Origin of the sequence: Marichromatium purpuratum 984 (assembly GCF_000224005.2) — a bacterium.
GTDB lineage: Bacteria > Pseudomonadota > Gammaproteobacteria > Chromatiales > Chromatiaceae > Marichromatium > Marichromatium purpuratum.
Window position 1 is genome coordinate 73,959 of sequence record NZ_CP007031.1, and the last position, 23,188, is coordinate 97,146.

20 protein-coding genes are annotated in these 23,188 nt (G+C 68.1%); 13 read left to right on the top strand and 7 right to left on the bottom strand.

Annotated elements, in window-relative coordinates:
* The first annotated feature begins 1 nt into the window (after position 1).
* From tatC to MARPU_RS00375, 3 genes are all read left to right on the top strand, one after another.
* A complete protein-coding gene (gene tatC / locus MARPU_RS00365; RefSeq protein ID WP_005222113.1) occupies positions 2–1,126 on the top strand; it encodes a twin-arginine translocase subunit TatC in 1,125 nt (374 codons plus the stop codon).
* Between the two features lie 128 nt (positions 1,127–1,254).
* The gene (locus MARPU_RS00370) at positions 1,255–2,232 is read left to right on the top strand and encodes a LysR family transcriptional regulator (RefSeq protein ID WP_005222111.1); all 978 of its coding nucleotides are present in this window, start codon (positions 1,255–1,257) and stop codon (positions 2,230–2,232) included.
* A 184-nt stretch (positions 2,233–2,416) separates the two neighbouring features.
* Positions 2,417–2,812: a helix-turn-helix domain-containing protein gene (locus tag MARPU_RS00375; protein WP_005222108.1), complete on the top strand. Its 396-nt coding sequence runs from the start codon at positions 2,417–2,419 to the stop codon at positions 2,810–2,812.
* A 168-nt stretch (positions 2,813–2,980) separates the two neighbouring features.
* Here the strand turns inward: MARPU_RS00375 and MARPU_RS00380 are convergent, their stop codons facing one another.
* Complete coding sequence (locus tag MARPU_RS00380) at positions 2,981–3,439, bottom strand: cache domain-containing protein (protein ID WP_005222106.1); 459 nt, start codon at positions 3,437–3,439, stop codon at positions 2,981–2,983.
* A 208-nt stretch (positions 3,440–3,647) separates the two neighbouring features.
* Here MARPU_RS00380 and MARPU_RS00385 point away from each other — a divergent pair, with 208 nt between their 5' ends.
* Positions 3,648–4,862 carry a phosphatase PAP2 family protein gene (locus tag MARPU_RS00385; protein WP_005222104.1) on the top strand — a complete coding sequence of 405 codons (1,215 nt, stop codon included), beginning with the start codon at positions 3,648–3,650 and terminating at the stop codon, positions 4,860–4,862.
* Here MARPU_RS00385 and hypE read toward each other — a convergent pair.
* From hypE to MARPU_RS00405, 4 genes are read right to left on the bottom strand one after another with little or no spacing between them, the layout of a single operon-like run.
* On the bottom strand, positions 4,859–5,905 hold the full coding sequence (hypE, locus tag MARPU_RS00390) for a hydrogenase expression/formation protein HypE (RefSeq protein WP_005222103.1): 1,047 nt from the start codon (positions 5,903–5,905) through the stop codon (positions 4,859–4,861). The genes MARPU_RS00385 and hypE overlap by 4 nt on opposite strands.
* 52 nt (positions 5,906–5,957) lie before the next feature.
* Entirely contained in the window at positions 5,958–7,073 is a 1,116-nt protein-coding gene (gene hypD / locus MARPU_RS00395) for a hydrogenase formation protein HypD (protein WP_005222101.1), read from the bottom strand.
* Positions 7,070–7,309 (bottom strand): HypC/HybG/HupF family hydrogenase formation chaperone, encoded by a 240-nt coding sequence (locus MARPU_RS00400; protein WP_025275040.1) that lies wholly within the window; start codon positions 7,307–7,309, stop codon positions 7,070–7,072. The genes hypD and MARPU_RS00400 overlap by 4 nt, the downstream gene beginning before the upstream one ends.
* The gene (locus tag MARPU_RS00405) at positions 7,300–8,463 is read right to left on the bottom strand and encodes a hypothetical protein (RefSeq protein WP_005222099.1); all 1,164 of its coding nucleotides are present in this window, start codon (positions 8,461–8,463) and stop codon (positions 7,300–7,302) included. The genes MARPU_RS00400 and MARPU_RS00405 overlap by 10 nt, the downstream gene beginning before the upstream one ends.
* Positions 8,464–8,610: 147 nt before the next feature.
* Between MARPU_RS00405 and MARPU_RS00410 the strand changes: the two genes are divergently transcribed.
* On the top strand, positions 8,611–9,198 hold the full coding sequence (locus MARPU_RS00410) for a class I SAM-dependent methyltransferase (protein ID WP_005222097.1): 588 nt from the start codon (positions 8,611–8,613) through the stop codon (positions 9,196–9,198).
* Positions 9,199–9,201: 3 nt separating this feature from the next.
* Here MARPU_RS00410 and MARPU_RS00415 read toward each other — a convergent pair whose 3' ends face one another.
* Positions 9,202–9,738 carry a tetratricopeptide repeat protein gene (locus tag MARPU_RS00415; protein ID WP_005222096.1) on the bottom strand — a complete coding sequence of 179 codons (537 nt, stop codon included), beginning with the start codon at positions 9,736–9,738 and terminating at the stop codon, positions 9,202–9,204.
* Between the two features lie 391 nt (positions 9,739–10,129).
* On the opposite strand from MARPU_RS00415, the gene MARPU_RS00420 reads away from it, so the two are divergent.
* From MARPU_RS00420 to MARPU_RS00455, 8 genes are all read left to right on the top strand, one after another.
* Positions 10,130–12,511: a hybrid sensor histidine kinase/response regulator gene (locus tag MARPU_RS00420; RefSeq protein ID WP_005222086.1), complete on the top strand. Its 2,382-nt coding sequence runs from the start codon at positions 10,130–10,132 to the stop codon at positions 12,509–12,511.
* Positions 12,511–13,392, top strand: coding sequence for a response regulator (locus MARPU_RS00425; RefSeq protein WP_005222085.1), 882 nt, complete (start codon positions 12,511–12,513; stop codon positions 13,390–13,392). The genes MARPU_RS00420 and MARPU_RS00425 overlap by 1 nt, the downstream gene beginning before the upstream one ends.
* Before the next feature lie 12 nt (positions 13,393–13,404).
* Complete coding sequence (locus MARPU_RS00430; protein ID WP_005222083.1) at positions 13,405–13,737, top strand: ArsR/SmtB family transcription factor; 333 nt, start codon at positions 13,405–13,407, stop codon at positions 13,735–13,737.
* A gap of 66 nt (positions 13,738–13,803) precedes the next feature.
* Positions 13,804–14,664, top strand: coding sequence for a polyamine aminopropyltransferase (gene speE / locus MARPU_RS00435; protein WP_005222081.1), 861 nt, complete (start codon positions 13,804–13,806; stop codon positions 14,662–14,664).
* A 419-nt stretch (positions 14,665–15,083) separates the two neighbouring features.
* Positions 15,084–17,171 (top strand): TonB-dependent receptor, encoded by a 2,088-nt coding sequence (locus MARPU_RS00440; protein ID WP_005222080.1) that lies wholly within the window; start codon positions 15,084–15,086, stop codon positions 17,169–17,171.
* Positions 17,172–17,243: 72 nt separating this feature from the next.
* Complete coding sequence (locus MARPU_RS00445; protein ID WP_005222065.1) at positions 17,244–19,070, top strand: ABC transporter ATP-binding protein; 1,827 nt, start codon at positions 17,244–17,246, stop codon at positions 19,068–19,070.
* Positions 19,067–20,881, top strand: coding sequence for an ABC transporter ATP-binding protein (locus MARPU_RS00450; RefSeq protein ID WP_005222063.1), 1,815 nt, complete (start codon positions 19,067–19,069; stop codon positions 20,879–20,881). Before MARPU_RS00445 ends, MARPU_RS00450 begins: the two co-directional genes overlap by 4 nt.
* A 122-nt stretch (positions 20,882–21,003) precedes the next feature.
* The gene (locus MARPU_RS00455; RefSeq protein ID WP_005222061.1) at positions 21,004–21,822 is read left to right on the top strand and encodes a class I SAM-dependent methyltransferase; all 819 of its coding nucleotides are present in this window, start codon (positions 21,004–21,006) and stop codon (positions 21,820–21,822) included.
* Positions 21,823–21,908: 86 nt separating this feature from the next.
* Here MARPU_RS00455 and MARPU_RS00460 read toward each other — a convergent pair whose 3' ends face one another.
* Positions 21,909–23,162, bottom strand: coding sequence for an ammonium transporter (locus MARPU_RS00460; RefSeq protein WP_005222059.1), 1,254 nt, complete (start codon positions 23,160–23,162; stop codon positions 21,909–21,911).
* Between the last annotated feature and the right edge of the window lie 26 nt (positions 23,163–23,188).

The following is a 23,188-nucleotide window of genomic DNA, read 5'->3' on the forward strand; positions in this document are numbered from 1 at the left end:
CATGTCACCTGCGATGCATCCCGATGATCCGGGCGCCGAACAGCCCTTCGTCTCACACCTGATCGAGCTGCGCGATCGCCTGATTCGGATGGTGATCGCCATCCTGGTAGTGTTCCTGGCGTTGTTCCCCTTCGCCAACGACCTCTACGTCTACATCGCCGCGCCGCTGATGGCACAGCTGCCCGACGGCAACACCATGATCGCCACCCAGGTGGCCGCACCCTTCCTCACGCCCTTCAAGCTGGCGCTGGTGGCGGCGGTGTTCCTGTCGATGCCCTTCCTGTTCTATCAGCTGTGGGCCTTCGTCGCTCCCGGGCTCTATCAGCACGAGCGGCGTCTGGCGGTGCCGCTGCTGCTCTCCAGCGTGCTGCTGTTCTATCTCGGCATGTTGTTCGCCTACTACGTGGTGTTCCCGCTGGTGTTCGCCTTCCTCGCCGGCTCGACGCCTGAGGGCGTGGCGATGATGACCGACATCTCGGCCTATCTCGACTTCGTGCTGACCCTGTTCTTCGCCTTCGGTCTGGCCTTCGAGATCCCGATCGCCACCATCCTGCTGGTGGCGCTGCGCCTGACCACGCCGGCTGCGCTCGCCGCCAAGCGTCCCTATGTGATCGTCGGTGTGTTCATCGTCGGCATGTTTCTCACCCCGCCGGACGTGATCTCGCAGACCCTGCTGGCGATCCCGATGTGGCTGCTGTTCGAACTCGGCATCCTGTTCGCCCGGGTGTTGCTCAAGGGGCGGCTCGATGAGGACGAGGACGACGACGGCACCGATCCCGACGGCCCCGGCGACTCGCCGGCGCCCGGTGGCGGTCCCCGTCCTGGGACCTCGGTCGGCGGCGAACTCGATCCGGCGCTCGACGACGAGTCGCGCTGGCAGCCGCTGAGCGAGACCGAGATGGAGGCCGAACTCGATCGTATCGACGTCGAGGAGGCCGCGCGCGAGACCTCGACGCCGGTGCCTGCGGCGATCAATTCTGTCGAGGAGAAGCTCAAGCGCGCCAACCGGCTACGGGAACTCGACAGCCTGGTTGCTGCCAGACACGTTCTGTACGAGGTGCTTGAGGAGGGAGACGAGGACGCGCGCCGCGTGGCACGCAATATCCTCGCCCAGCTCGACGACTGAGCCGTGTACATGTTGTGCGTCGATCGTCAAAACGTGAGACTTTTCTGGTGGATAACAGGGGTATTGCTTTTATCAATGGCGTTCATCCGCTAATATCGGCACTTGTTGTCGACTGAGGGATGTCTGCCATGGGTTCCGGATCCCAGATCCATTACAAGCAGAACCGGCTCAAGCAGCTGCGCGCCTTCTGTCACGCGGCCCGAACCGGCAGCGTCAGCGCCGCGGCGGAAAAGATCTTCCTGAGCCAGCCAACGGTCTCGCTGCAGATCCAGGCGCTTGAGCGCGAGTTCGGCACCGTGCTGTTCGAGCGCCGAGGTCCCAAGATCAAGCTCACCCCCGAGGGCGATCTGCTGTTCCAGATGGCCGAGCCGCTGGTCGAGGGCATGGACAAGCTCCACGAGACCTTCGCCACCCAGTGCGGCCGGGTCGATCAAGGGGTGCTCAACATCGCCGCCGGCGAGTCGACCATCCTCTATATCCTTCCCGATCCGGTGCGCGAGTTCGTCGATCAGTACCCCGGCATCGAACTCAAGATGCACAACGTCACCGGTCGCGACGGCCTGGCGATGTTGCGCGCCGACGAGGTCGATCTCGCCGTGGGCTCGATGCTCGAGGTCCCGGACGACATCACCTATCGGCCATTCGTCACTTATCGCCCGACGCTGATCACCCCGGCCGATCACCCACTGGCCGGTCGCGAGACGGTCACCCTGGAGGACATCGCCCCCTACGGGCTGATCCTGCCGCCGCGCCATCTCAGTACATGGCGCATGGTTGACCTGGTGTTCAAGCAGCACAATCTCGGGTATCGGGTGACCCTGGAAGCAGGCGGCTGGGAGGTGATCAAGAAGTATGTCGAACTCGGACTCGGCATCTCCATCGTCACCGATGTCTGTCTGACCGGGGAGGAGAGGCTCAGCACCATCCCGCTCGATCACTACTTCCCGAAGCGCAGCTACGGCATCGTGCAACGTCGCGGCAAGTTCCTCTCGCCGCAGACCAAGTGCTTCATCAAGACCCTCGATTCCGCCTTCGCCGACCGTGTCGTGGAGCCCCAGCCCCAGACCATCGGAGAAGCCGAATGGGAAGACGCCTTCCTGGGTTGATCGGCCCTCGAAGAGACGCAATCGTTCCCTGACCCACCGTCGTCAGACGGTGGGCCGGGACGACGGCGGTTCAGTTCCTCATGCACCTTGGACGTGTGTCGGAACCGGCTCAAGGATGAACTTGACCGCCGGCCTTCGATCATTTTTTCGTACCACCAAACTGGTTAAAAGAATCATTATCACTATGGACCTGACCAAACGTATCGGCCAACGCCTTCGCGCCGCCCGGCAAGAGCAGAAGCTGAGTCTTTCCGACCTGTCCAGCCGGACCAACTCGTTGTCGAAGTCGCGGATCAGCAACTATGAGCAGGGGATCCGTCGGATGGGGCTCGAGGAGGCCCACGAACTCTCGATGGCGCTGCGTACCGTGACCCCTACCTATCTGCTCTGCCTCGATGACAAGGGGCCGCTCGACGCCGAGGAGATGCGTCTGGTGGAATTCTTCCGGCTCAGCGACGAGCGGGGCCGCGCCACCGTTCTCGAGGTCGCCGAGCGTCAATCGGAGTTCGGGGTCGCCGCCAAGGCCGCCGCCGCCGAGGAACAGGCACCGTTCGTCGAGGGTGAACTCTCCACCGCCTGAGCCCCTCGTCTGACGGTCCCCGTGTCCCGGCTCCCCGGATCCAGGAGACACGCCCCGCCGACGGAGATGACCGTCAGGTCCTGACCCGTGCCTCCAACGGGTACGTCTCGCCACCGTCGGCGTCGAATGGGGAAACGCTGATTTGCTCAGCGTTTCCCGCTTGGTGCGCTACCTGTAGGCGCCGACCCCGCAGAAGAAGCCGGCATCGTTGCCGATCACATAGGTGGCCTTGTCGCGGATCTCGTCACTGCCCGGATAGGGCCAGCGATAGTCCACCCAGCCCTCGCCCGAGTCCTTCACCGTTTCGATCATGTCCCTGAACAGGGTGTCGCCGTACTTGTCGAAGTCGATCAGGTTCTTGCCGACCAGCTCGGGCTTGAGTGGGTGTGCGAGCATCTCGCCCTCGAGATCCATGCAGAACACATAGAGATCACGGTCGCGGAAGCCCCCGTCCTCGGCGGCGAAGGTGGCGAATGCGGCCTCGGCCCCCTGGCTCTCGACTGCCTGGTGCGCCTGCTCGGAGAGCGCCTTGGCCTCTTCCGGCGTGGCCATGTCGGGGGTCGCGGCGAATACCTGCGGGGTGAGCAGTGCGAGTGCGAGCGAGCCTGCAAACAGTGCGCGGGTCATGGGTTGGTCCTCTTCTCGTCTGTGGTTTTTTCGTGTACGAGCGGGACCGACCATACCCGAGCCCGGCGGTGCGATCCAGTCCCCGAGGCACTGGTCAAAGTGATCGAGTCACCGGACAATGCCTCGCCGATCCATCGTCGTCACCACATCAGGAGTCCGTCATGCCGTCAGCCCAAGCCGCCCCATCCAGTGATCAGCGGGGGCATTGATGATCGCGCGCGATCTGCGAGGTCAGCTCATCGCCCTGGCCGTGGTGGCGCTGCTTGGCACCCTGCCGTTCTGGCTCAGCGACCTCGACACCCGCCTGGTGTCGCTGTTCTACCATCCCGGCGCCGACGATCCCTGGTACGAGGCCCAGGCACCGCTGTGGTCGGCGCTCTATGTCGCCGCGCCGCTGCTCACCGGTCTGGTGATGCTCGGCGGGTTGCTGGTGCTGATCGCCGCCGCGTTGTGGCCGCGCTTCAGACGGCTGCGTATCCATGCGGTGTTCGTGATCGCCACCGCGCTGCTCGGCCCCGGGTTGATCGTCAACGGCGTGTTCAAGGAGCAGTGGGACCGTCCGCGGCCACATCAGACCGAGGCCTTCGGTGGCACCCAGCCGTATCTGCCGCCGTTGCGGATCGGGGACTATGGCGAGGGCAAGTCCTTCCCCAGTGGTCACGCCTCGGTTGGCTTCGTGCTCGGCGTCTTCTTCCTGATCTGGCGTCGGCGTCGACCGCTGCTGGCCTGGATGGCGCTCGCCGGCTCGGTGGCCTTCGGTGTGTTGCTCGGGATCGGTCGCATGGCCGCGGGCGATCACTTCCCCTCGGACGTGATCTGGGCCTGGGTGTTCGTCTATGGCACCGCGCTGCTGCTCTATCACGGCGTGCTGCGGGTGCCGCGGCGCGAGCGTGCCGCCGCGCTCGCACCGCCGCCGTCGAGCCGATTGCGTCATCCGCGCCTGACCGCGCTCGGCTACGCCCTGGGCGTGCCGGTGCTGATCGCGGTGGTGCTGGTCGCGACTCCGCTCAAGCGGATCGAGTACGAGCGCATCGCCCACGACGAGTTCCTGCCCGCGCCCGAGGTGTTGCGCATCGAGGCCGACGACCTGGACGTCGTCCTGTTCTGGATCGGCGAGCGTGATCGGCGCGCCCAGTTGAGGCTCGAGGCGCGTGGCTTCGGCCTGCCCTGGAGCCGGGTGGAGAGCCGGCTGGTCGCGCGCGACGGGGTGTTGACCTACGGCGTCGTCCATCGCGGGCTGTTCACCGAGCGCGATACCAAGCTTGCGCTCGGCGTGGTCGCCGACGAATGGCGGCGGGTCGAGGTGATCACCGGTGAGGGTGACATCCGCCGCTATCCCGCACCGCCCTCGGTCACGCTGCCCGAGCTGCGCCTCGAGAGCGCCCACGGGCGGGTGGTCGAGGGCGTGCCCGAGACCCGCTAGCAGATCCGCGGCAGCTGCTCGCCGGTGAGCCAGTCGACCACCCGCGAGCCGCCGAACCCGGTCTCCATCTGCACCAGCCGCAGTTCGTCCTCGACCACCTCGCCGATGTGGCTGGCGGCGACGCCGAGCGGGTGGGCGCGCATCGCCGCGAGCAGGTCATCGACGCGCTCAGGCGGACAGATCGCCACCAGCTTGCCCTCGTTGGCGATGTGCAGCGGGTCGAGCCCGAGCAGTTCGCAGGCGGCGGCGACCTCGGGGTGGACGGGGATCGCCGCCTCGCGGATCTGCATCCCCACCCCGGACTGTCGCGCCAGCTCGTTGAGACAGGCCGCCAGCCCACCGCGGGTGGGGTCGCGCAGACAGCGCAGCCCCGGCACCGCCGCGAGCATCGCGGCGACCAGCCCGTGCAGCGCGGCGCTGTCCGAGCGCACCCCGGTGGCGAAGCCGAGGTGCTCGCGCTGGGCGAGGATGGCCACCCCGTGCTCGCCGATGCCGCCGCTGAGCACGATGGCATCGCCCGGGCGGGCGCGCTCGCCGGAGAGTTCGACCCCCTCGGGCACTACCCCGAGTCCGGTGGTGGTGATGAACACCCCGTCGCCTTTGCCGCGTTCGACCACCTTGGTGTCGCCGGTGACCACCGTCACCCCGGCCTCGCGCGCCGCCCGCGCCATGCTGGCGACGATGCGATCGAGCGCGGCGAGAGCGAAGCCCTCCTCGATGATGAATCCGGCGCTGAGATGCAGCGGTCGCGCGCCGCCCATGGCCAGATCGTTGACGGTGCCGTGCACCGCCAGCGCGCCGATGTCGCCGCCGGGGAAGAACAGCGGCGAGACCACGTGGCCGTCGGTGCTCATCGCCAGCCGACCGGGCGGGACGGCGAAGCGGGCCTGGTCGTTGCCCTGGGCGAGCAGCGGGTTGTCGAGATGACGACGGAAGATTCCGTCGATGAGCTGGTCCATGGCGCGACCGCCGGCGCCGTGGGTCATCTCCACTCGGCCGTGGTCGAGGTCGAGCGGGGTGTGGGGGCTGGATTGGCTGGTCATCGGGTCGGTTCTCGTCGGTGATCGCGGGCGCGGCGCCCGGGGTGCATGCGGGTCAGCCGGCGGCCGCCCGGTCGCGGGTCCGGCCATAGCTCCAGTAGGCGGCACAGGCGCCCTCGGAGGAGACCATGCAGGCGCCGAGCGGGTGCGCCGGGGTGCAGCCGGTGCCGAACAGACGACACTCGGTGGGGCGCTTCTCGCCGCGCAGGATCGCCGGGCACTCGCAGCCACGGGGCTCGCGCGCCGGTGTGCACGCGACCGGGAAGCGGCGCTCGGCATCGAACGCGGCGAACTCGGGGGCCAGCTCCAGGGCGCTCTCCGGGATCTCGCCGAGTCCGCGCCAGGCGAAGCGCTCGCGCACCCGGAAGACCCGCGCCATCAGTGCCTGCGCCTTGCGGTTGCCGTCCTCGCTGACCGCGCGACGGTACTGGTTCTCGACCCGCGCCGTGTCGGCGTTGATCTGGCGCACCAGCATCAGCGTCGACTGCATCACGTCGAGCGGCTCGAAGCCGGCGATTACCAGCGGCAGCCGGTGTTGCTCGGGGACGAAGGCATAGGGGGCGGTGCCGATCAGGGTGCTGACGTGCGAAGGCCCGAGGATGGCGTCGATGCGCGCGCCGTCGGCGAGGATGGCGGCGAGCGCCGGTGGGGTGAGCACGTGGTTGCAGAACACCGAGAAGTTGGTCAGCCCCTCGGCGCGCGCCTGCTCCAACGCCACCGCGGTCGGCGGGGTGGTGGTCTCGAAGCCGATGGCGAAAAACACCACCTCGCGCCCCGGCTGCTCGCGGGCGATGCGCAGCGCATCCTGGGTGGAGTAGACCATGCGCACGTCGGCGCCCTCGGCACGGGCCTGGAACAGGGTGCGACGGTCGCCGCCTGGAACCCGCATCAGGTCACCGTAGGTGCACAACGTCACCCCGTGGCGTTCGGTCAGCGCGATCGCCTGATCGATCCGCGCCATCGGCAGCACGCACACCGGACAGCCGGGGCCGTGGACGAAGCGCAGCCGCGGCGGCATCAGCTGCTGCACCCCGTAGCGGAAGATGGCGTGGGTGTGACCGCCGCAGAACTCCATCAGCCGGTAGTCGCGCTCGGGGTCGACCTCGGCGGCGATGATCGCGGCGAGCCGCTTGGCGAGGGCGTGGTCGCGGAACTCGTCGACATATCTCATGGCGCATCCCCCGGGGCGAGCAGCCCGGCCTCGCGCATCGTCTCCAGGGTGCGCTCGGCCTCCTCGGGGTCGATGCGGTTGAGCGCGTAGCCGACGTGGATCAGCACGTAGTCGCCGACCTCGGCGCTGTCGAGCAGGGCGAGCGAGACGCTGCGCGCGACCCCGTCGAGTGCGACCTCGGCGGTGTCGTTGGCGTGGTCGATGGCGGTGATCCGGGCGGGGATGGCTAGGCACATGGCGGGACCTCGCTGGGGCCGGTGAGGGTCAGGTCGAAGGCGACACAGGGGTCGAGGGCGGCGATCAGCAGCCCGGCGCGTCGGCGCAGTTCGGTCTCGGGGACCGGTTCGAGCGCCTCGAGCGCCAGCGCGAGCGCCCCGCGCGGGTGGAAGTTCCACTCGGTGGGGGCGAGGATGCGATAGTCGGCGATGTGGTCTCGCGCGTCGAGCCGGACCAGATGGATCAGCTCGCCGCGCGCGGCGGCGGCGCGACCGACACCGAGACCGCCGTCGAGCGCGGCGGTCGGTGGCGGCTCGATCAGCGGCGGGGCGGCGACCTCGACGAGCTGCGCGGCGAGCCGCGCCAGCAGCCCGGCGCCGAGCGCGCTGATCAGCGGGTGATGGTACTGGCGGGTGAGGGGCGTGGTCTCGCGCGGCGCACCGTCCCAGGTCGGGGCGGCGATAAACCCGGGGTCGGCGAGCCGGGGCAGCAGGTCGGCGAGCGCCCGCTCGTCGAGCGCCGGCAGCGGTGCGATGGTGGTGGCGCCGAGTCCGGCGAGGTCGTCGACGATCACCCGCTGGAGCAGTCGCGCAGCCTGACTGACGCCGCTCGCCGCCCAGTCGGCGAGCCGCTCCGGGGTGTCGATGCGGGCGTGCCAGTGCGCCGGGGACATACCGAAGACGCGCTCCTCGAGCAGGGTGTCGAGGGCGTCGCGGGTCTCGGCGAGCACCCGCTGGTCGGTCGTTGCGGGGCGGGCGTGGGGGATGAAGAGGTCCGCCTCCGGGTCGAGCGCGGTGAGCAGGGTGCGGGTCAGACCGTGGACCCGGGCGAGCGTCAGGTGATCGGCCGGCTCGTCGAGCGCCGCCGGCCAGTCGATGAGGATGCGCCAGAGGTGCTCGCGCCGGGTCTCGCTCGCCACCGCCGCGGCGCGATCAGCGCGGACCGCGGTGGGCACGGCCTGTCCCAGGGCGTGTTCGAGCGCGGTGGCGCAGGCACACGCCTGGGCCTGGCCGCAGATGCTGTAGAGACGCGGCAGGACCCGCGCCGTCTCCGCCGGCGTGCGCCCGATGAACACCTGGCTGGCGGTCACCGGCCGGGTCGAGTGGATCTCGCAGCATCGCGTCTCGGGGGCGATTCGCAGCTCGATCCCGAGTCTGCCGCCTGGCTCCTGCATGCTCAGCCTCCGTCCACGCTCGTCTGTCTGTTGGTCAAACGTGCGCCGGGATCGGACAATGCGCCGACCACCGGCGATCCCCGCCGGGACGGCGCCGCGCCCCGCGCGGTGACCGGTCGCATCCGTTCAGTTCACGACCCACGCACCATGCTCACTCCCGAACAGCTCGCCGGCCTGCGCCGCGACATCGTCTTCACTGCCGAGCCCGGCGGTGTTCCGCTCACCTTTCATACCACCTGGGGACTGTTCTCGCCGCGCGAGATCGATGAGGGCACCCGGCTGCTGCTGCAGTACGTCGAGGTCGCGCCCGACGCCGATTGTCTCGACATCGGTTGCGGCTACGGCCCGCTCGGGCTGTCGCTGGCCGCGCGCGCGCCCCAGGGCCAGACGCTGATGGTCGACAAGGACTTCGTCGCCGTCGACTACGCCAACGCCAACGCCGAGCGCAACGGGCTCGGCAACGCCCGTGCCCAGCTGAGCAACGGGCTGGCGCAGATCGACCCGGCCGCGCGTTTCGATCTGGTGGTGAGCAACATCCCCGCCAAGGTCGGCAAGGAGCTGCTCGCGCTCTTGCTGCACGACGCCCGTGCCCGGCTGCGTCCCGGCGGACGGCTCTATGTGGTCACCATCAATGGCTTGCGCCAGTACATGAAGCGCAACCTCGGCGAGGTCTTCGGCAACTACGACAAGCTCAAGCAGGGCGCGCACTATACCGTGGCGCAGGCCGAGCGCTGAGCCTCAGTCGCCGGCCTGCTCGAGCAGGCCGAGCAGACGGACCGCCTCGCCGCCGATGTCGTTGTCGGGGGCGATGTCGCGGGCGCGCTCGAGCGCGGCACGGGCGGTGGCGGTGTCGCTGATCTGGAGGTTGATGAAGCCGTAGGTTAGCCACATCCGCTGCAGCTCGGGGGCGATCTCCAGCCCGGCGCGCAGCGCCTTGAGGGCGCCAGCGGTGTCGCCGGTGTAGAACAGCGACAGGCCGAGGTCGTTGTAGGCCTCGGGGTCGTCGGGGCGGAGTTCGAGGATGCGCTGGTAGTAGCGCGCGGCCTCGCCATAGCGCTGCGACATGAACAGGCTGTCGGCGCGCTGGTGGAGCTGCTCGGGGTCGTTCCCGGTGACCGGCTCGGGCACGCCCTGATCCGGCGCCGCCACCGGGGCCTGGGCGACCTGGATCGGGTTGCGCAGATAGTAATCACGGGTGATCGCGAACACCGCGAAGCCGTAGAAGACGAGGAAGACGACGAGCAGCAGCCACTGCAGGGCGGAGAGTCGGGGCATGATCTGGGATCGGCAAGATGGATGAACGCCCGATCCTAGGAAGGGGCGCAGGGGCTGTCAAACGATCTCCAGCTACCAGCTACCAGCTACCAGTCGCCAGCTACCAGTTGCCAGCCGCCAGCCGCCAGCCGCGAGGGAGTTTGAACCGCAAAGACGCCAAGCACACAAAGTGGGTTTGATCGGGTGAGATCTCGGTGCCATCGTCGCTCCTGAATGGAGGGTGAAGGCTGGTCGCTCGAAAGGTTTCATCCCGCTGTCTTTATTGATCTTCTTTGTGTCCTTGGCGTCTTTGCGGTTCATGTCTCACTTTCGCCCATGACTCGCATCCCGCGCGTCTTTGCGGTTCAATGCCTCGATCGGTTTCGACGGGCGGTCCGGCGGTGTCGGTGAGATGAAGCTGAGGCTCTATATCCTGTTGTTCCTGCTGGCCTTCGGGGTGATCCCGCTGATGCTGGCGGTGGCGATCAATCTGCCGCTGGTGCTCGATCGCACGGCGTTGTTCTATCAGCGCGCCTATCTGCAGAACCTGCGCGCCGACTTCCGCGACCTCGACCAGCACCTGGCCAGTCGTCACGAGATGATCCGGTTGCTCGCGCGGCTGCCCGAGCCGGGGCTGATCCTCGGGCTCCGGGGCGAGCCCGGGCAGGTGGCGCTGGCGCGCGAGCGCTATACCCGCTGGGTCAACCAGATCCTCGTCGACCAGCGCGACATCATCCAGATCCTCTTCGTCGACGACAGCGGGGCGCTGCGCTTCCAGCTCGCGCGTGACCGACAGGATCAGGAGTGGCATGCCACCGAACGCCCGCCGTTGCTGCCCGAGCCGCGTTTCCTCGACACCGGGCTGTCGTTGCAGCCGGGGGCGGTGCTGGTCAGCCGCATCCGCATCGACCAGGAGGCCGGCGAGCGCGATCAGCGCCAGCTGATGACCCTGAGCCTGATCAGTCGGCTCGGTGACGAGGGCGGGGCGGTGGTGATGGCGATCGATGTCGGCGGGCTGGCGCAGTTCTATCGCGACACCCTGTGGGTCAACCACGACGGCAGCTATCTGCGTCCCGGCCAACCGGGTGGCGTCCTGGGCGAGGCCTTCGTCGACTTCTCCGGGCTGGAGGCCATCTTCACCGCGGGCAACCTGGCGCTGTGGAAGGGGCGTGCCGGACGCCAGCTGTTGTGGGTGCCGATGTTCCTCACCGAGGACGGCGCGCCGCTGTGGGTCGGGCGCGCGGTCGATCCTTCGCCGATCGATGCCTTCCGCGACGCGCTGATGGTGCGGGTGCTCTCGATCATGCTCGCGCTGGTGGTGGTGGTGATGGTGGTGGCGCGGCTGATCGCCAGGCGGCTCGAGCGCTTCGGCCAGTCGCTCACCCGCGGGCTGACCCAGGTGCTGCGCGAGGGGCGGGCGCTGCGCTTTGACTGGCGCGGCCCGCGCGAGATCCGCGCGCTCGGCGCCCAGCTCACCGCGCTGGCGCACACCCATGCCGAGCACCTGCGCGCCGAGCAGGCGCATACTCGCGAGCTGGAGCGCTCCAACCGCTACAAGTCGGAGTTTCTCGCCAACGTCAGTCACGAGCTGCGCACCCCGCTCAACTCGATCCTGCTGCTGTCGAAGATGCTCGCCGCCGAGAGCGGCGGGCTCGACCCGGCGCAGCGTCGGCAGGCTCAGGTGATCCACGCCGCCGGGCGCGACCTGCGGACGATGATCGACAACATCCTCGACATCTCGCGGATCGAGGCCGGTCAGGTCGAACTCGACCCCGACTGGGTGGAGCTGCCCTCGCTGCTCGAGTCGCTGGTGGCGCTGATCGAGCCTCAGCTCGCCGACAAGCCGGTGCGGTTGAGTCTGGAGATCGACCCGCGCGCGCCGACCCTGATCCACTGCGATGCCGACAAGCTGCGCCAGATCCTCAAGAACTTCCTCAGCAACGCGCTCAAGTTCACCGAGCGCGGTCATATCCTGCTCGGCTGCGCGCCGAGCAACGACCCCGAGTTGCCGCTGGCGCTGAGCGTCGCCGACACCGGGATCGGGATCGCCGAGGACAAGCAGGGGCTGATCTTCGAGGCCTTCCAGCAGGCCGATGGCTCGACCCGGCGCCGTTATGGCGGCACCGGGCTGGGATTGTCGATCAGTCGCGAGCTGGCCGCGCTGCTCGGCGGGCGCATCAGTGTCGAGAGCGCGCCCGGGGCCGGGGCGTGCTTCACCCTGTTGCTGCCGCTCACGGCGCCGGGCGGTGCGCCCGATGCGTCGCCGGCGACCGAGGACACCCCCGCCACCACGGCAGATACCGCCGTCCCGGTCGCCGTGACGGAGGCGGCCCCGCCCGAGGACGGGGGCGAGTGGGTGCTGGTGATCGCGCGCGAGGTGCCGTTGTTGGTGCGACTGGCGGCGGCGCTGGGGCGGCGCGGGCTGCGGGTGCAGACCGCCGCCGATCTCGAGGAGGCACGCGAGACCCTGGCCGAGGAGGGCGAGGGCTGCATGCTGATGCTGCTGGCGCTCACCGGGGCGCCCGGAGAGTGCTGTGATAGCATCCACGGCCTGATCGCGCAGTGCCGGGGCGCCGCGCCCGCGGTGGTGCTGCTGGGCGAGGCCGAGGCGCCGTCGCCCGAGCCCTGTCGCGAGGCCGGTGTGCTCGCGCTGCTCGCCAAGTCCGTCGATGACGATCGGCTCGATCGCTTGCTCGCCGAGGTGCGTGGCGCGCGGGCCGCGTCGGCGCGGGATGCACACCAGACCGGCCGTGCCGCCACGGGATCGGGCGGCGCGGCGCGAGGAGAGCGATGATGAGCCACCATGCCGGATTCAAGCTGCTGATCGTCGACGATCACGCACACAACCTCTTCACCCTGCGCACCCTGATCGAGCGTCATCTCGACTGTGCGGTGCTCGAGGCCAGCTCCGGGCAGCAGGCGCTCGATCTCACCCACGAGCACGCCGACATCGATCTGATCATCCTCGACGTGCAGATGCCGGAGATGGACGGCTTCGAGACCGCCTCGATGCTCAAGCTGCGCAAGCGCACCCGCGACATCCCGATCATCTTCCTCACCGCCGCCTTCAAGTCCGAGGCCTTTCAGCAGCGGGGCTTCGCCGTCGGTGCGGTCGACTATCTGCTCAAGCCGATCGACGATGACCTGCTGATCAACAAGATCGGTACCTATTTCCGCCTGATCGAGAAGGAGCGCGGGCTCAACCGCCAGCTCGAGCAGCAGGTCGCCGAGCGCACCCGCGAGCTGGCCGAGGCGCGCCAGTACCTGGAGAACATCCTCACCTACATGGGCGAGGCGCTGCTGGTGCTCGCCCCCGACGGCACCATCAAGTTCACCAACCCGGCCGCACGCCACATGCTCGGTTACGAGGAGACGGCGCTGCGCGGGATGGCGATCGGGGACGTCTTCGAGGAGGAGGCCGACGAGCAGGCCGGGGCCTTCATGGGCACCTGGCTCGAGGCGCTGATCCGCACCGGCGCGCTCAGCAAGATCGAGGCGCGTTTCATCGCCAGCGACGGTCGTCGGGTGCCGATCCTGTTCTCGCGCACCGCAGTGAGGAATACCCGGGGCGAGATCAGCGATATCATCTGTATTGCCAAGAACATGAGCGGCTATGTCCGGGTCGATCCGGACGCGCCCGCACCCGCGCCGGGGCAGGCGCGGCAACCATCCTGAGGAGGATGCACGATGACCGATCCGGTTTCGCCCACAGGCCCCGGTGACGAGGAAGATGCCACCCTCACCGCCAACGCACTCAAGGCGATGGCCCATCCGCTGCGCTGGAAGATCCTCTGCTCGCTCGGCGGGCGCGAGCTCTCGGTCGGCGAGATCGTCGAGCGCGTCGGCACCTCACAGAGCAACATCTCGCAGCATCTCGAACAGCTGCGCAACAAGAACATCGTGGTCGCCCGCAAGGAGGCCAACCGGATCTATTACCGGATCCGCAACACCCAGCTGCTCGAGCTGATCGGCATCATGCGCGAGGTGTTGTGTCCGGCCAATCTCGACGACCGGCCCTAGCCCCGCGCGTCGACGTCCACCGTCGCGGGGGCCTGGCTCCCGACCCCATATCGCAGAGGAATGTCCATGCTCGATCCCAATCAGTGGTTCTCCGAGGTCGTCGCGACCGACGGTTCCGCCTTCTCGTTGAAGATGCGCGCCCGGGTGCACGAGGAGCAGACCCCTTATCAGCGCATCGAGATCTACGACACCGAGGGCTTCGGCCATCTGATGGTGATCGATGGCTGCACCATGCTCTCGACCCGGGACAACTTCCTCTATCACGAGATGATGTCGCACCCGGCGCTGTTCACCCATGCCGCGCCGCGGCGGGTGTGCATCATCGGTGGCGGCGACTGCGGTACCCTGCGCGAGGTGCTGCGTCACGACGGGGTCGAGTCGGCGGTGCAGATCGATATCGACGAGCGCGTCACCCGGCTCGCCGAGCGCTATTTCCCCGAGCTCACCGAGGCCAACGCCGATCCGCGTGCGCAGCTGCTGTTCGAGGACGGGGTGCGCTGGATCCGCGAGGCCGCGCCGGCGAGCCTCGATCTGATCATCGTCGACAGCACCGATCCGGTGGGTCCGGCCGAGGGGCTGTTCACCCGCGACTTCTTCGCCGACTGCGAGCGCGTGCTCGCCCCCGGCGGCATCCTCATCCAGCAGAGCGAATCGCCGCTCTATCACACCCAGTTGCTGCGCGACATGCACCAGGCGCTGCGCGAGGGCGGCTTCGACACCACCCAGACGCTGTGCTTCCCGCAGCCGATCTATCCCTCCGGCTGGTGGAGCGCGACCATGGCCGGCAAGGGCGTCGCGCTCGATCGCTTCCGCCTCGAGGACGCCCGCGCCAAGCCCTTCGCGACCCGCTACTACAACGCCGAGATCCACCAGGGCGCACTCGCCCAGCCCGAGTTCCTGCGTCGCGCCCTCGCCGCGACCGACTGATCCTCCCGCCGCCCGGGCGTCCGCCCGGGCCATGCGCCGGCTGAACGGCGTACGTCTTGTCTAGCGCCGCTCGAGGCATGCTCCTGCGGGGCGCCATGCCGCGTCCCGATTCGGGGATTGCGCTCCCGATCCGGGCAGCATATGCGCGCGTTAATGAGAATAATTGTCATGTACGCGAAGTAAGGCGCTGATCGTCCATCTCACCTCGCCAGGATCGGCACGGGACAGGGGCCGAGTTCAGCCGGATGCCTTCCGTCCGGATGATCTCGGTTCCGCGCCATGGGATCTAGACCGCAAGGTCCGTGTGCTCATGACCCCCTGAATCTCTCTGCCGATGTCCCTCGCCGGTCGCCCGAGGTCGTCATGCGCCGGGTCCTCGACCCGCAGGCTGCTCGCGGCGACCAATGGAGATGACTCGTATGCGGTATTCGAACCGACGTCGTCGGATCGCGAGCGCGATCCTCGGTGTCTCGCTGCCCCTGCAGGGGGTAGCCGCCAGCAGTGATGCGGTACAGCTCGATACCTTGACGGTGACCTCGCGTCTGAGTGAAGAGTCGCTCGCCGAAGTCCCCTTCAGCGTCGATGTGATCGATGCCTCGACCATCGAGGAGCAGCGCCTGCTGGATCTCGGCGAGGTGCTGCGTCAGACCCCCGGGGTCGACGTCAATTCATGGGGCGGGGCGAACGATGCCAACATCCGCATCCGTGGTGTCGGTTCGCTCTATCAGGTCAGTGCCGAGGACACCTCGGTGGTGATCAATCTCGACGGCGTGCCGATGTCGAGCCGCCATGCCGCGATGGCGACCCTGGACGTCGAGCGTATCGAAGTGCTCAAGGGGCCGCAGGGCACCCTGTTCGGTCGCAACAGCGAGGCCGGCGCGCTCAACGTTCGCTCGCGTCGCCCGAGCCGCGAGGCCGAGGGCTATGTGCGCATCGAGGGAGGCGAGGCCGGTCAACAGCTCCAGGAGGCGGCCTTCGGTGGCGCGCTCTCGGAGCAGTGGATGGCGCGTGTGGCGATCCGTCACGAGGGTGGTGACAACTGGATCGAGAACCAGCGCACCGGTGATCCGCTGACCTATGAGCGTAGTTTCGCGGCGCGTGCCAGCCTGCTCTGGGAGCCGACTGCCGAGACCTCGCTGCTGCTGATTTCGGAGCGTCAGCAGCGCGATGGTGCCGCCCCCGTCATGGTGCTCAGACCCTATGGCGATCCCCCGCTGGTCGATCTCTCGCCCGAGTCGATCGATGACAACCGCAAGGTCGTCGAGCGTCACTCGCTGGAGTTCAACCACCAGCTCGACTGGGGACGGCTGACCGCGATCACCTCGCTGACCAACGCCGATATCGATATCCACAAGGCGTATGGCACCCGGGTGAGCGAGAAGATGTTCGGCGCGCCGATCGAGATCCGCGCCCAGGATATCGGTGACGAGCGGGTGTTCAACCAGGACCTGCGGTTGTCGTCGCTGCCCGGTGCCGAGGTGTTCTGGGTGGCGGGTCTCAACCTGTCGCGCTCGGAGCGTACCTGGGACTCGTCGATCATGCAGGGGACGCAGTACGACCGTCGCTTCGATACCCACGGCGAGGCGATCTACGGTGAGCTGACCTATCCGCTCGCCGACGCCTGGAAACTCACCGCCGGTTGGCGTCATACCTGGGAGGAGAAGCGCTACGGCGCCACCTATCGCAATCCGGGTTCGGTCTCGGTCGATCGACGCCGTCTCAGCGACAGCTATGACACCGGCCGCCTGGCGCTCTCGCACACCCTGAGCGAGTCGACCAATCTCTATGCCGTCGCCGCGCGCGGCTACAAGTCCGGCGGCTTCAACGACTTCGCCACCCAGATCGCCGACAGCGAGCCCTATCGCGCCGCCACCGTCGACAGCCTCGAGATCGGTTTCAAGCACCATGCACTCGACGGGCGCTTCGATCTCAGCGGCGCGCTCTTCTACAACCGTGTCGCGGATGACCATCTGCTCGGTTTCGACTACCTGACCATGGCCACCCAGGCGGTCAACGCCGACACCGAGAGCAAGGGTGCCGAACTCGAGGGCAACTGGCGCATCGGCGCTGGGTTGAGCCTCTCGGCGGGGCTGAGCTATACCGACGCGACCATCACCGAGGACGTCCTCGGAGTCCAGGGCGGTCGAGTCGAGGCCGGCAACGGCGTGCCGGACGTGGCGCACTGGAGCGGTCTGGTGTCGCTGTCCTGGCAGCGGGCGATCGCGTCCTTCCCCGGCGGCGCGGCGCCGTTGCTCAATGCCCGACTGACCCATCGCTATGTCGGCGAGCGCCCGGCCGATCCCCAGAACCGCATCGATCTCGAGGCCTACCACAAGCTCGACCTGCGTCTCGGCCTGATGTTCGACGATACCGAGTTCTACGTCTGGGGCGACAACCTGCTCGATACCGATTACGAGCACTACGCCTACGCGGTTCCGGGCGATATCTCCTTCGGTCTGCCAGCACAGGGGCGAGTTCTCGGGCTCGGGGTGAGCCACCTGTTCTGAACCTCGGGGTTCGCGCCGGACGGAGCGCGTCCGGGGTGAGCTGTCCATTTCACTCATCTGTAGAGGTCATCGATGAATACCGACCCGGATCAGAGTTCAGGCGCAGCGCCAGTCGGCACGAGCCCCTGGGCGGTGATGCGCCCGGTTCGCGGCCAGATCAGCTTCGCCATGCTGCTGTCGGCCCTTTCCACCTTTTTCGCCCTGAGCGCGCTCGGACTGCTCGCCTGGCTGGTGCACGGTCTGGTCGAGGACACCGATGCCTCACCTTGGACCGCGTTGCTCGGGGCGATTGGCTGTACCGCAGTCGCCTATGTGCTGCGAGTGCAGGCCTTCCTCCAGTCGCACTCGGCGGCCTTCCGCCTCGAGCAGGTGCTGCGCACCCGACTCAGCCAGCACATGGCGCGGATCTCGCTCGGCGAGGCCCAGCACCTCGGTGCCGGTGCCCTGGCCAAGGTGATGCAGGACGACGTCAAGGAGTTGCACGTGTTCGTCGCCGACAGCACGCCGCTCTACGCCCGTGCCTATGTCGCCCCGGTGCTGACCCTGGTGGCCCTGCTGTGGCTCGACTGGCGTCTGGCGCTCGGCGCGCTGGCGGTGTTGGTGTTCGGTTTCATGGCGATGAACCTGGCGATGCGCAATCGCGGCGAACTCAGTCGTCGTTACCATCTGGCCCGCGAACAGGTCGGTGCCGCGGTGATCGAGTTCGTCCAGGCGATGCCGGTGGTGCGGACCTTCGACAGTGGTCATGCCACCTTCGGGCGCTATCAGCACGCGCTGGTGGAGTACCTGGATATCGTTACCCGCTGGTATCGCGAGGCCGGGCTGTCGGCGCGCCTCGGGTTGGCGGTGCTCAACCCGCTGCCGACCCTGGTGGTGCTGCTGTGGTGCGGCGTGCTGCTGGTCTGGCAGGACACGCTCAGCTTCTCCACCTGGCTGGCGGTGTTGCTGGTCGGCACCGGGATGGCCGAGGCGATGATGCCGCTGATGTCGCTGATGCACCTGGTCGACAAGGCCAAGCTCAGCATCGGTCGTATCGAGCAGATCGAAGGCTTGCCGGTGCTGCCGCTGCCCGAGCAGGGACGCGACCCGCTTGCGGGCGATACCAGCGTGACCTTCGAGGCGGTCGAATTCCGCTACGAGGGCAGCGAGTCGGCGGCGCTCAGCGGTCTCGATTTCCGCGTCGAGCCGGGTACCGTCACCGCCCTGGTCGGTCCCTCGGGTGCCGGCAAGACCACGGTGGCGCGATTGATCCCGCGCTTCTGGGATGTCTCCTCCGGACGCATTCTGGTCGGCGGAGTGGACGTCCGCGAGATGCGCCCCGAGATCTTGATGCATCAGGTCGCCTTCGTCTTCCAGGACACCTTCCTGTTCGCCAGCTCGATCGCCGACAACATCCGTCTCGGCATGCCCGAGGTCGATATGGACGCGGTGGTCGCTGCCGCCCGCGCGGCCCAGGCGCACGACTTCATCATGGCGTTGCCGCAGGGCTATGACACCCAGGTCGGCGAACGCGGTCTCTTCCTCTCCGGCGGGCAGCGCCAGCGCATCACCATCGCCCGCGCCATCCTCCAGGACCGGCCGATCCTGGTGCTCGACGAGGCCACCGCCTTCGCCGACCCGGAGAACGAGGCGGCGCTGGTGCGCGCGCTCTCGCACCTGATGCGCGGCAAGACGGTGATCCTGGTCGCCCATCGTCTCTCCACCATCCGCGACGCCGACCAGATCCTGGTGCTCGACCGCGGTCGGCTGGTCGAGCGTGGCCGTCACCACGAGCTGCTCGAACACGATGGTCGCTATGCCCGGCTGTGGCGCAGCTACACCCAGGCCCAGCAGTGGGCGTTGGGCGCGCACGCCGTCGAGGAGCAGGCACCCACCGCCAGTGAGGAGACCCCCGCATGAACGCCGAGACCCTGACCCAGGACGATACCGAGCGCCTCACCCTGGTGCCCTGGCGCACGACCTATCAGCGCTTGCTGAGTACCGCCGGCGAGCACGCTCGCGGGCTGCGTACGAGCCTGCTCGGGCTGGTGGTGGCGGCGGTGCTGCAGGGGCTGGCGCTGGCCTGCATGCTGCCGCTGTTCGTCGTGCTGCTGCGTCCGCAGCCGGAGTGGTCGACGGCGCTCGCCTGGTTGGGCGGGATGACCGCACTGGCCGTGCTCGCCACCGTGGTGCGCTGGCGCGCCATGGGGTTCGACTTCGATGGTCGGATGTCGCAGGCAACCCATGCGCTGCGTTTGCAGCTCGGCGAGCAGCTGCGGCGGATGCCGCTCGAACGGTTGCAGGACAAGCGTACCGGCGAGCTGAGTTCGATGTTGCTCGGCAACGTCGACGAGAACCTCAACTACGCGCTGACGGTGTTCAACATGATCGCCGGGGCAGTGGTCACCCCGCTGGTGGCGGCGCTGGTCACCCTGTGGCTGGACTGGCGGGTGGGGTTGATCCTGTTGCTGGTGTTTCCGGCGATCGTGCCGCTCTACCGTCGCCGCCGCCCCGCGCAGGACCGTGACAAGCGGCGCGTCGCCGCCGCCCACAGCCGCACCTATGCCGACATCCTCGAGTACACCCAGGGGCTGGCGGTGTTGCGCGCGGCCTGTTGCGAGGGCGAGAAGGCCGAGCGGCTGCAAGAGAGCTTCGCGCATCTGCGTGCGACCCAGGATGCGGCCGAGCGCGCCGGCGCCAAGCCGGCGATCATCGTCGCCAGCGTGGTCGAGCTGGGGCTGCTGCTAGTGGTCGCTGCCGGAACGACCTGGGTGGTGATGGGCTCGCTCGACCTGGCGGTGCTGGCGGCGGTGATGGTGATGGTGGTGCGCTTCGCCGAGCCGCTGGCCAACTTCATCACCTTCACCAAGGTGTTCAGCCTGATCGAGGCGGCGCTCGAGCGCATCGAGGCACTGCTGGCGATCGAGCCGCTGGCGCAGCAGACCCCGGAGCGCATCCCGGAGCAGTATGACATCCGTTTCGAGGGCGTCTCCTTCACCTATGCGCAGAGCGCCGAGCCGGTGATCCAGGGCATCGATGCCGAGTTGGCGCCGTGCAGCCTCACCGCCCTGGTCGGCCCCTCGGGTTCGGGCAAGACCACCCTCACCCGATTGCTGATGCGTCATGCCGACGCCCAGGCCGGACGGGTCAGCATCGGTGGTGTGGATGTGCGGGCGATTCCGCCGAAGACCCTCAACGGGCTGATCTCGGCGGTGTTCCAGGACGTCTACCTGTTCGACGACACGGTCCGCGACAACATCCGCATGGCCCGCCCCTCGGCCTCCGACGCCGAGGTCGAGGCCGCGGCGCGTGCCGCCCAGTGCCTGTCGTTCATCGAGCGCCTACCGCAGGGCTGGGACACCCGTCTGGGTGAGATCGGCGGACGACTCTCGGGCGGCGAGCGGCAGCGGATCTCGATTGCCCGCGCGTTGCTCAAGGACGCGCCGATCGTCGTTCTCGACGAGCCCACCGCCGCGCTCGACACCGAGAGCGAGGTGGCGGTACAGCGTGCCATCGATGCCCTGGTGCGCGCCAAGACGGTGATCGTGATCGCCCACCGTCTCTCCACCATTGCCGCCGCCGATCGCATCCTGGTGATCGAGGACGGTCGACTGGTCGAGCAGGGGCGACATCAGGAGCTTCTCGATGCCGCCGGACGTTACCGCTCGATGTGGGATGCCCAGCAGGCGACCAAGGACTGGCACCTGAAGGACTCGCCACTGCCGGCCTGATCCGGCGCGCGGGCGCGCCCCGGTCCGTACCGGGTGCGTGCCCGCGTCCCCCTTCCTTTTTCCATGACATGGCGGGCGCGAGACCGAGCCCTTGCGGCCGTCTTCCACCGAGAGACCTGCCGATGACGACCCGACACGTTCCCAACCTCACCGATGTCCCGGAGACCATGCTGTGGACGCTGCACAATCGTGCCAGCGAGGCGGCGCGCGCCGACGGGGTGATCCGTGATCCCCGGGCCCTGGATATCCACCGCGCGCTCGACTACGACTACGAGCGCGCCTTCGGTCCGGCCGATTACTCCCACGGCGTGCGCTCGGCGATCTTCGACGCCGAGCTGCGCGCCTTTCTCGATGCCCATCCCGATGGCGTCATCGTCAATCTCGGCGAGGGGCTGGAGACCCAGCGCTTCCGTCTCGACAGCGATCGGGCGCTGTGGCTGAGCGTCGACCTGCCCGAGTCGATCGCCATCCGCGAGCGCTTCATCAGCCCGGACGCGCGCCATCTGCATCTGCCGATGAGTGCGCTCGACACCCGCTGGATCGATCGGGTGCCGTCGGGTCGGCCGGTCTATGTCACCGCCCAGGGGCTGTTCATGTATTTCGATCCCGAGGCGCTGGCCGGGCTGCTGCGCGAGCTGGCCACGCGCCTGCCCGGAGCCTGGCTCGCCTTCGATCACATCCCCGGCTGGCTGTCGCGGCGCACCTTGCGTGGCTGGTGGAAGACACCCCATTACCGCACCCCGAAGATGCCCTGGGGGATCGATCGGCACCGGCTTGCGCCGACGTTGCGCGACTGGGTTCCCGATCTCGTCGAGGTCCAGGATCTCGAATTCGTCGCCCCGCGCGGTCTGACGCGCGCGCTGACCTGGTTGGTGGCACGCGTGCCGGTGTTGCGCCGCTATCTGCCGGGGATCGTCAGGGTCCGTTTCGCTCCGGCCTGAGCCGGCCCAAAAAAAGGGCCCCTGACGGGGCCCTGAATGCTCAACAACAGAGGAGTGAGCAGCGCGAGAACATGGTGTTGGAGGCGTCAGCTGGCACGACGCGTGGCGGTGAACTCGGGATAGGCCTCGAGACCGCACTCGCCGAGGTCGACGCCGGCGTATTCCTCCTCCTCGCTGACGCGAAGGCCCATCACCAGACGGATCAGCAGCCAGGCTAGCAGCGAGGTGGTGAACACCCAGCCGAGGATGGCGCCGAGTCCGATCGCCTGGGCGGCGAAGCTGGCACCGGCGTTGGTGATTGGCACTGCCATCAGCCCCCACATGCCGACCACGCCGTGCACCGAGATGGCGCCGACCGGGTCGTCGATGCGCAGTCGGTCGAGGGTGACGATGGAGAACACCACCAGCACCCCGCCGACACCGCCGATCAGGGTGGCGAACAGCGGCGAGGGGGTGAGCGGCTCGGCGGTGATCGCCACCAGCCCGGCCAGGGCGCCGTTGAGGGCCATAGTGAGATCGGCCTTGCCGAACAGCAGCCGGGCGGTGATCAGCCCGAGCAGGGTGCCGCCGGCGGCGGCCATGTTGGTGTTGACGAAGATCGCCGCCACCGCATTGGTGTTGTCGAACCCGGTGAGCGCGAGCTGGGAGCCGCCGTTGAAGCCGAACCAGCCGAGCCAGAGCACGAAGGTGCCGAGCGTGGCCAGCGGCAGGTTGGCGCCGGGGATGGCGTTGATCGAGCCGTCCTTGCCGTACTTGCCGCGGCGCGCGCCGAGCAGCAGCACGCCGGCGAGCGCCGCGGCGGCGCCGCACAGGTGCACCAGGCCGGAGCCGGCGAAGTCGTTGAAACCGACCGCCTCGAGCCAGCCGCCGCCCCACTTCCAGTAGCCCTGGATGGGGTAGATCACGGCGGTCATGACGGTGGCAAAGAGCAGGAAGGACCACAGTTTCATGCGCTCGGCCACCGCGCCCGAGACGATCGACATGGCGGTGGCGACGAACACCACCTGGAAGAAGAAGTCGGACATGCGGGCGTGGTTGAGGCCCTCGGCGGTGATGGTCGCGGCGTCGTGGTCACCACCGAACAGGAAACCCCAGTCGAGACCGGGGACGAAGCCGTTGCCCGCCGTCGGGTACATGAGGTCGTAGCCGATCACCATGTAGGTGGTGCTGGCGATGGCGAACAGGGCGATGTTCTTGGTGAGGATCTCGGCGGTGTTCTTGGCGCGGACCAGCCCGGCCTCGAGCATGGCGAAACCGGCGGCCATCCACATCACCAGGGCGCCGGTGACGAGGAAGTAGAAGGTGTCCAGGGCATAGACGAGCTGCGTGGTGGATTCCACGGAAGGGACCTCCGAATCGGACTGGG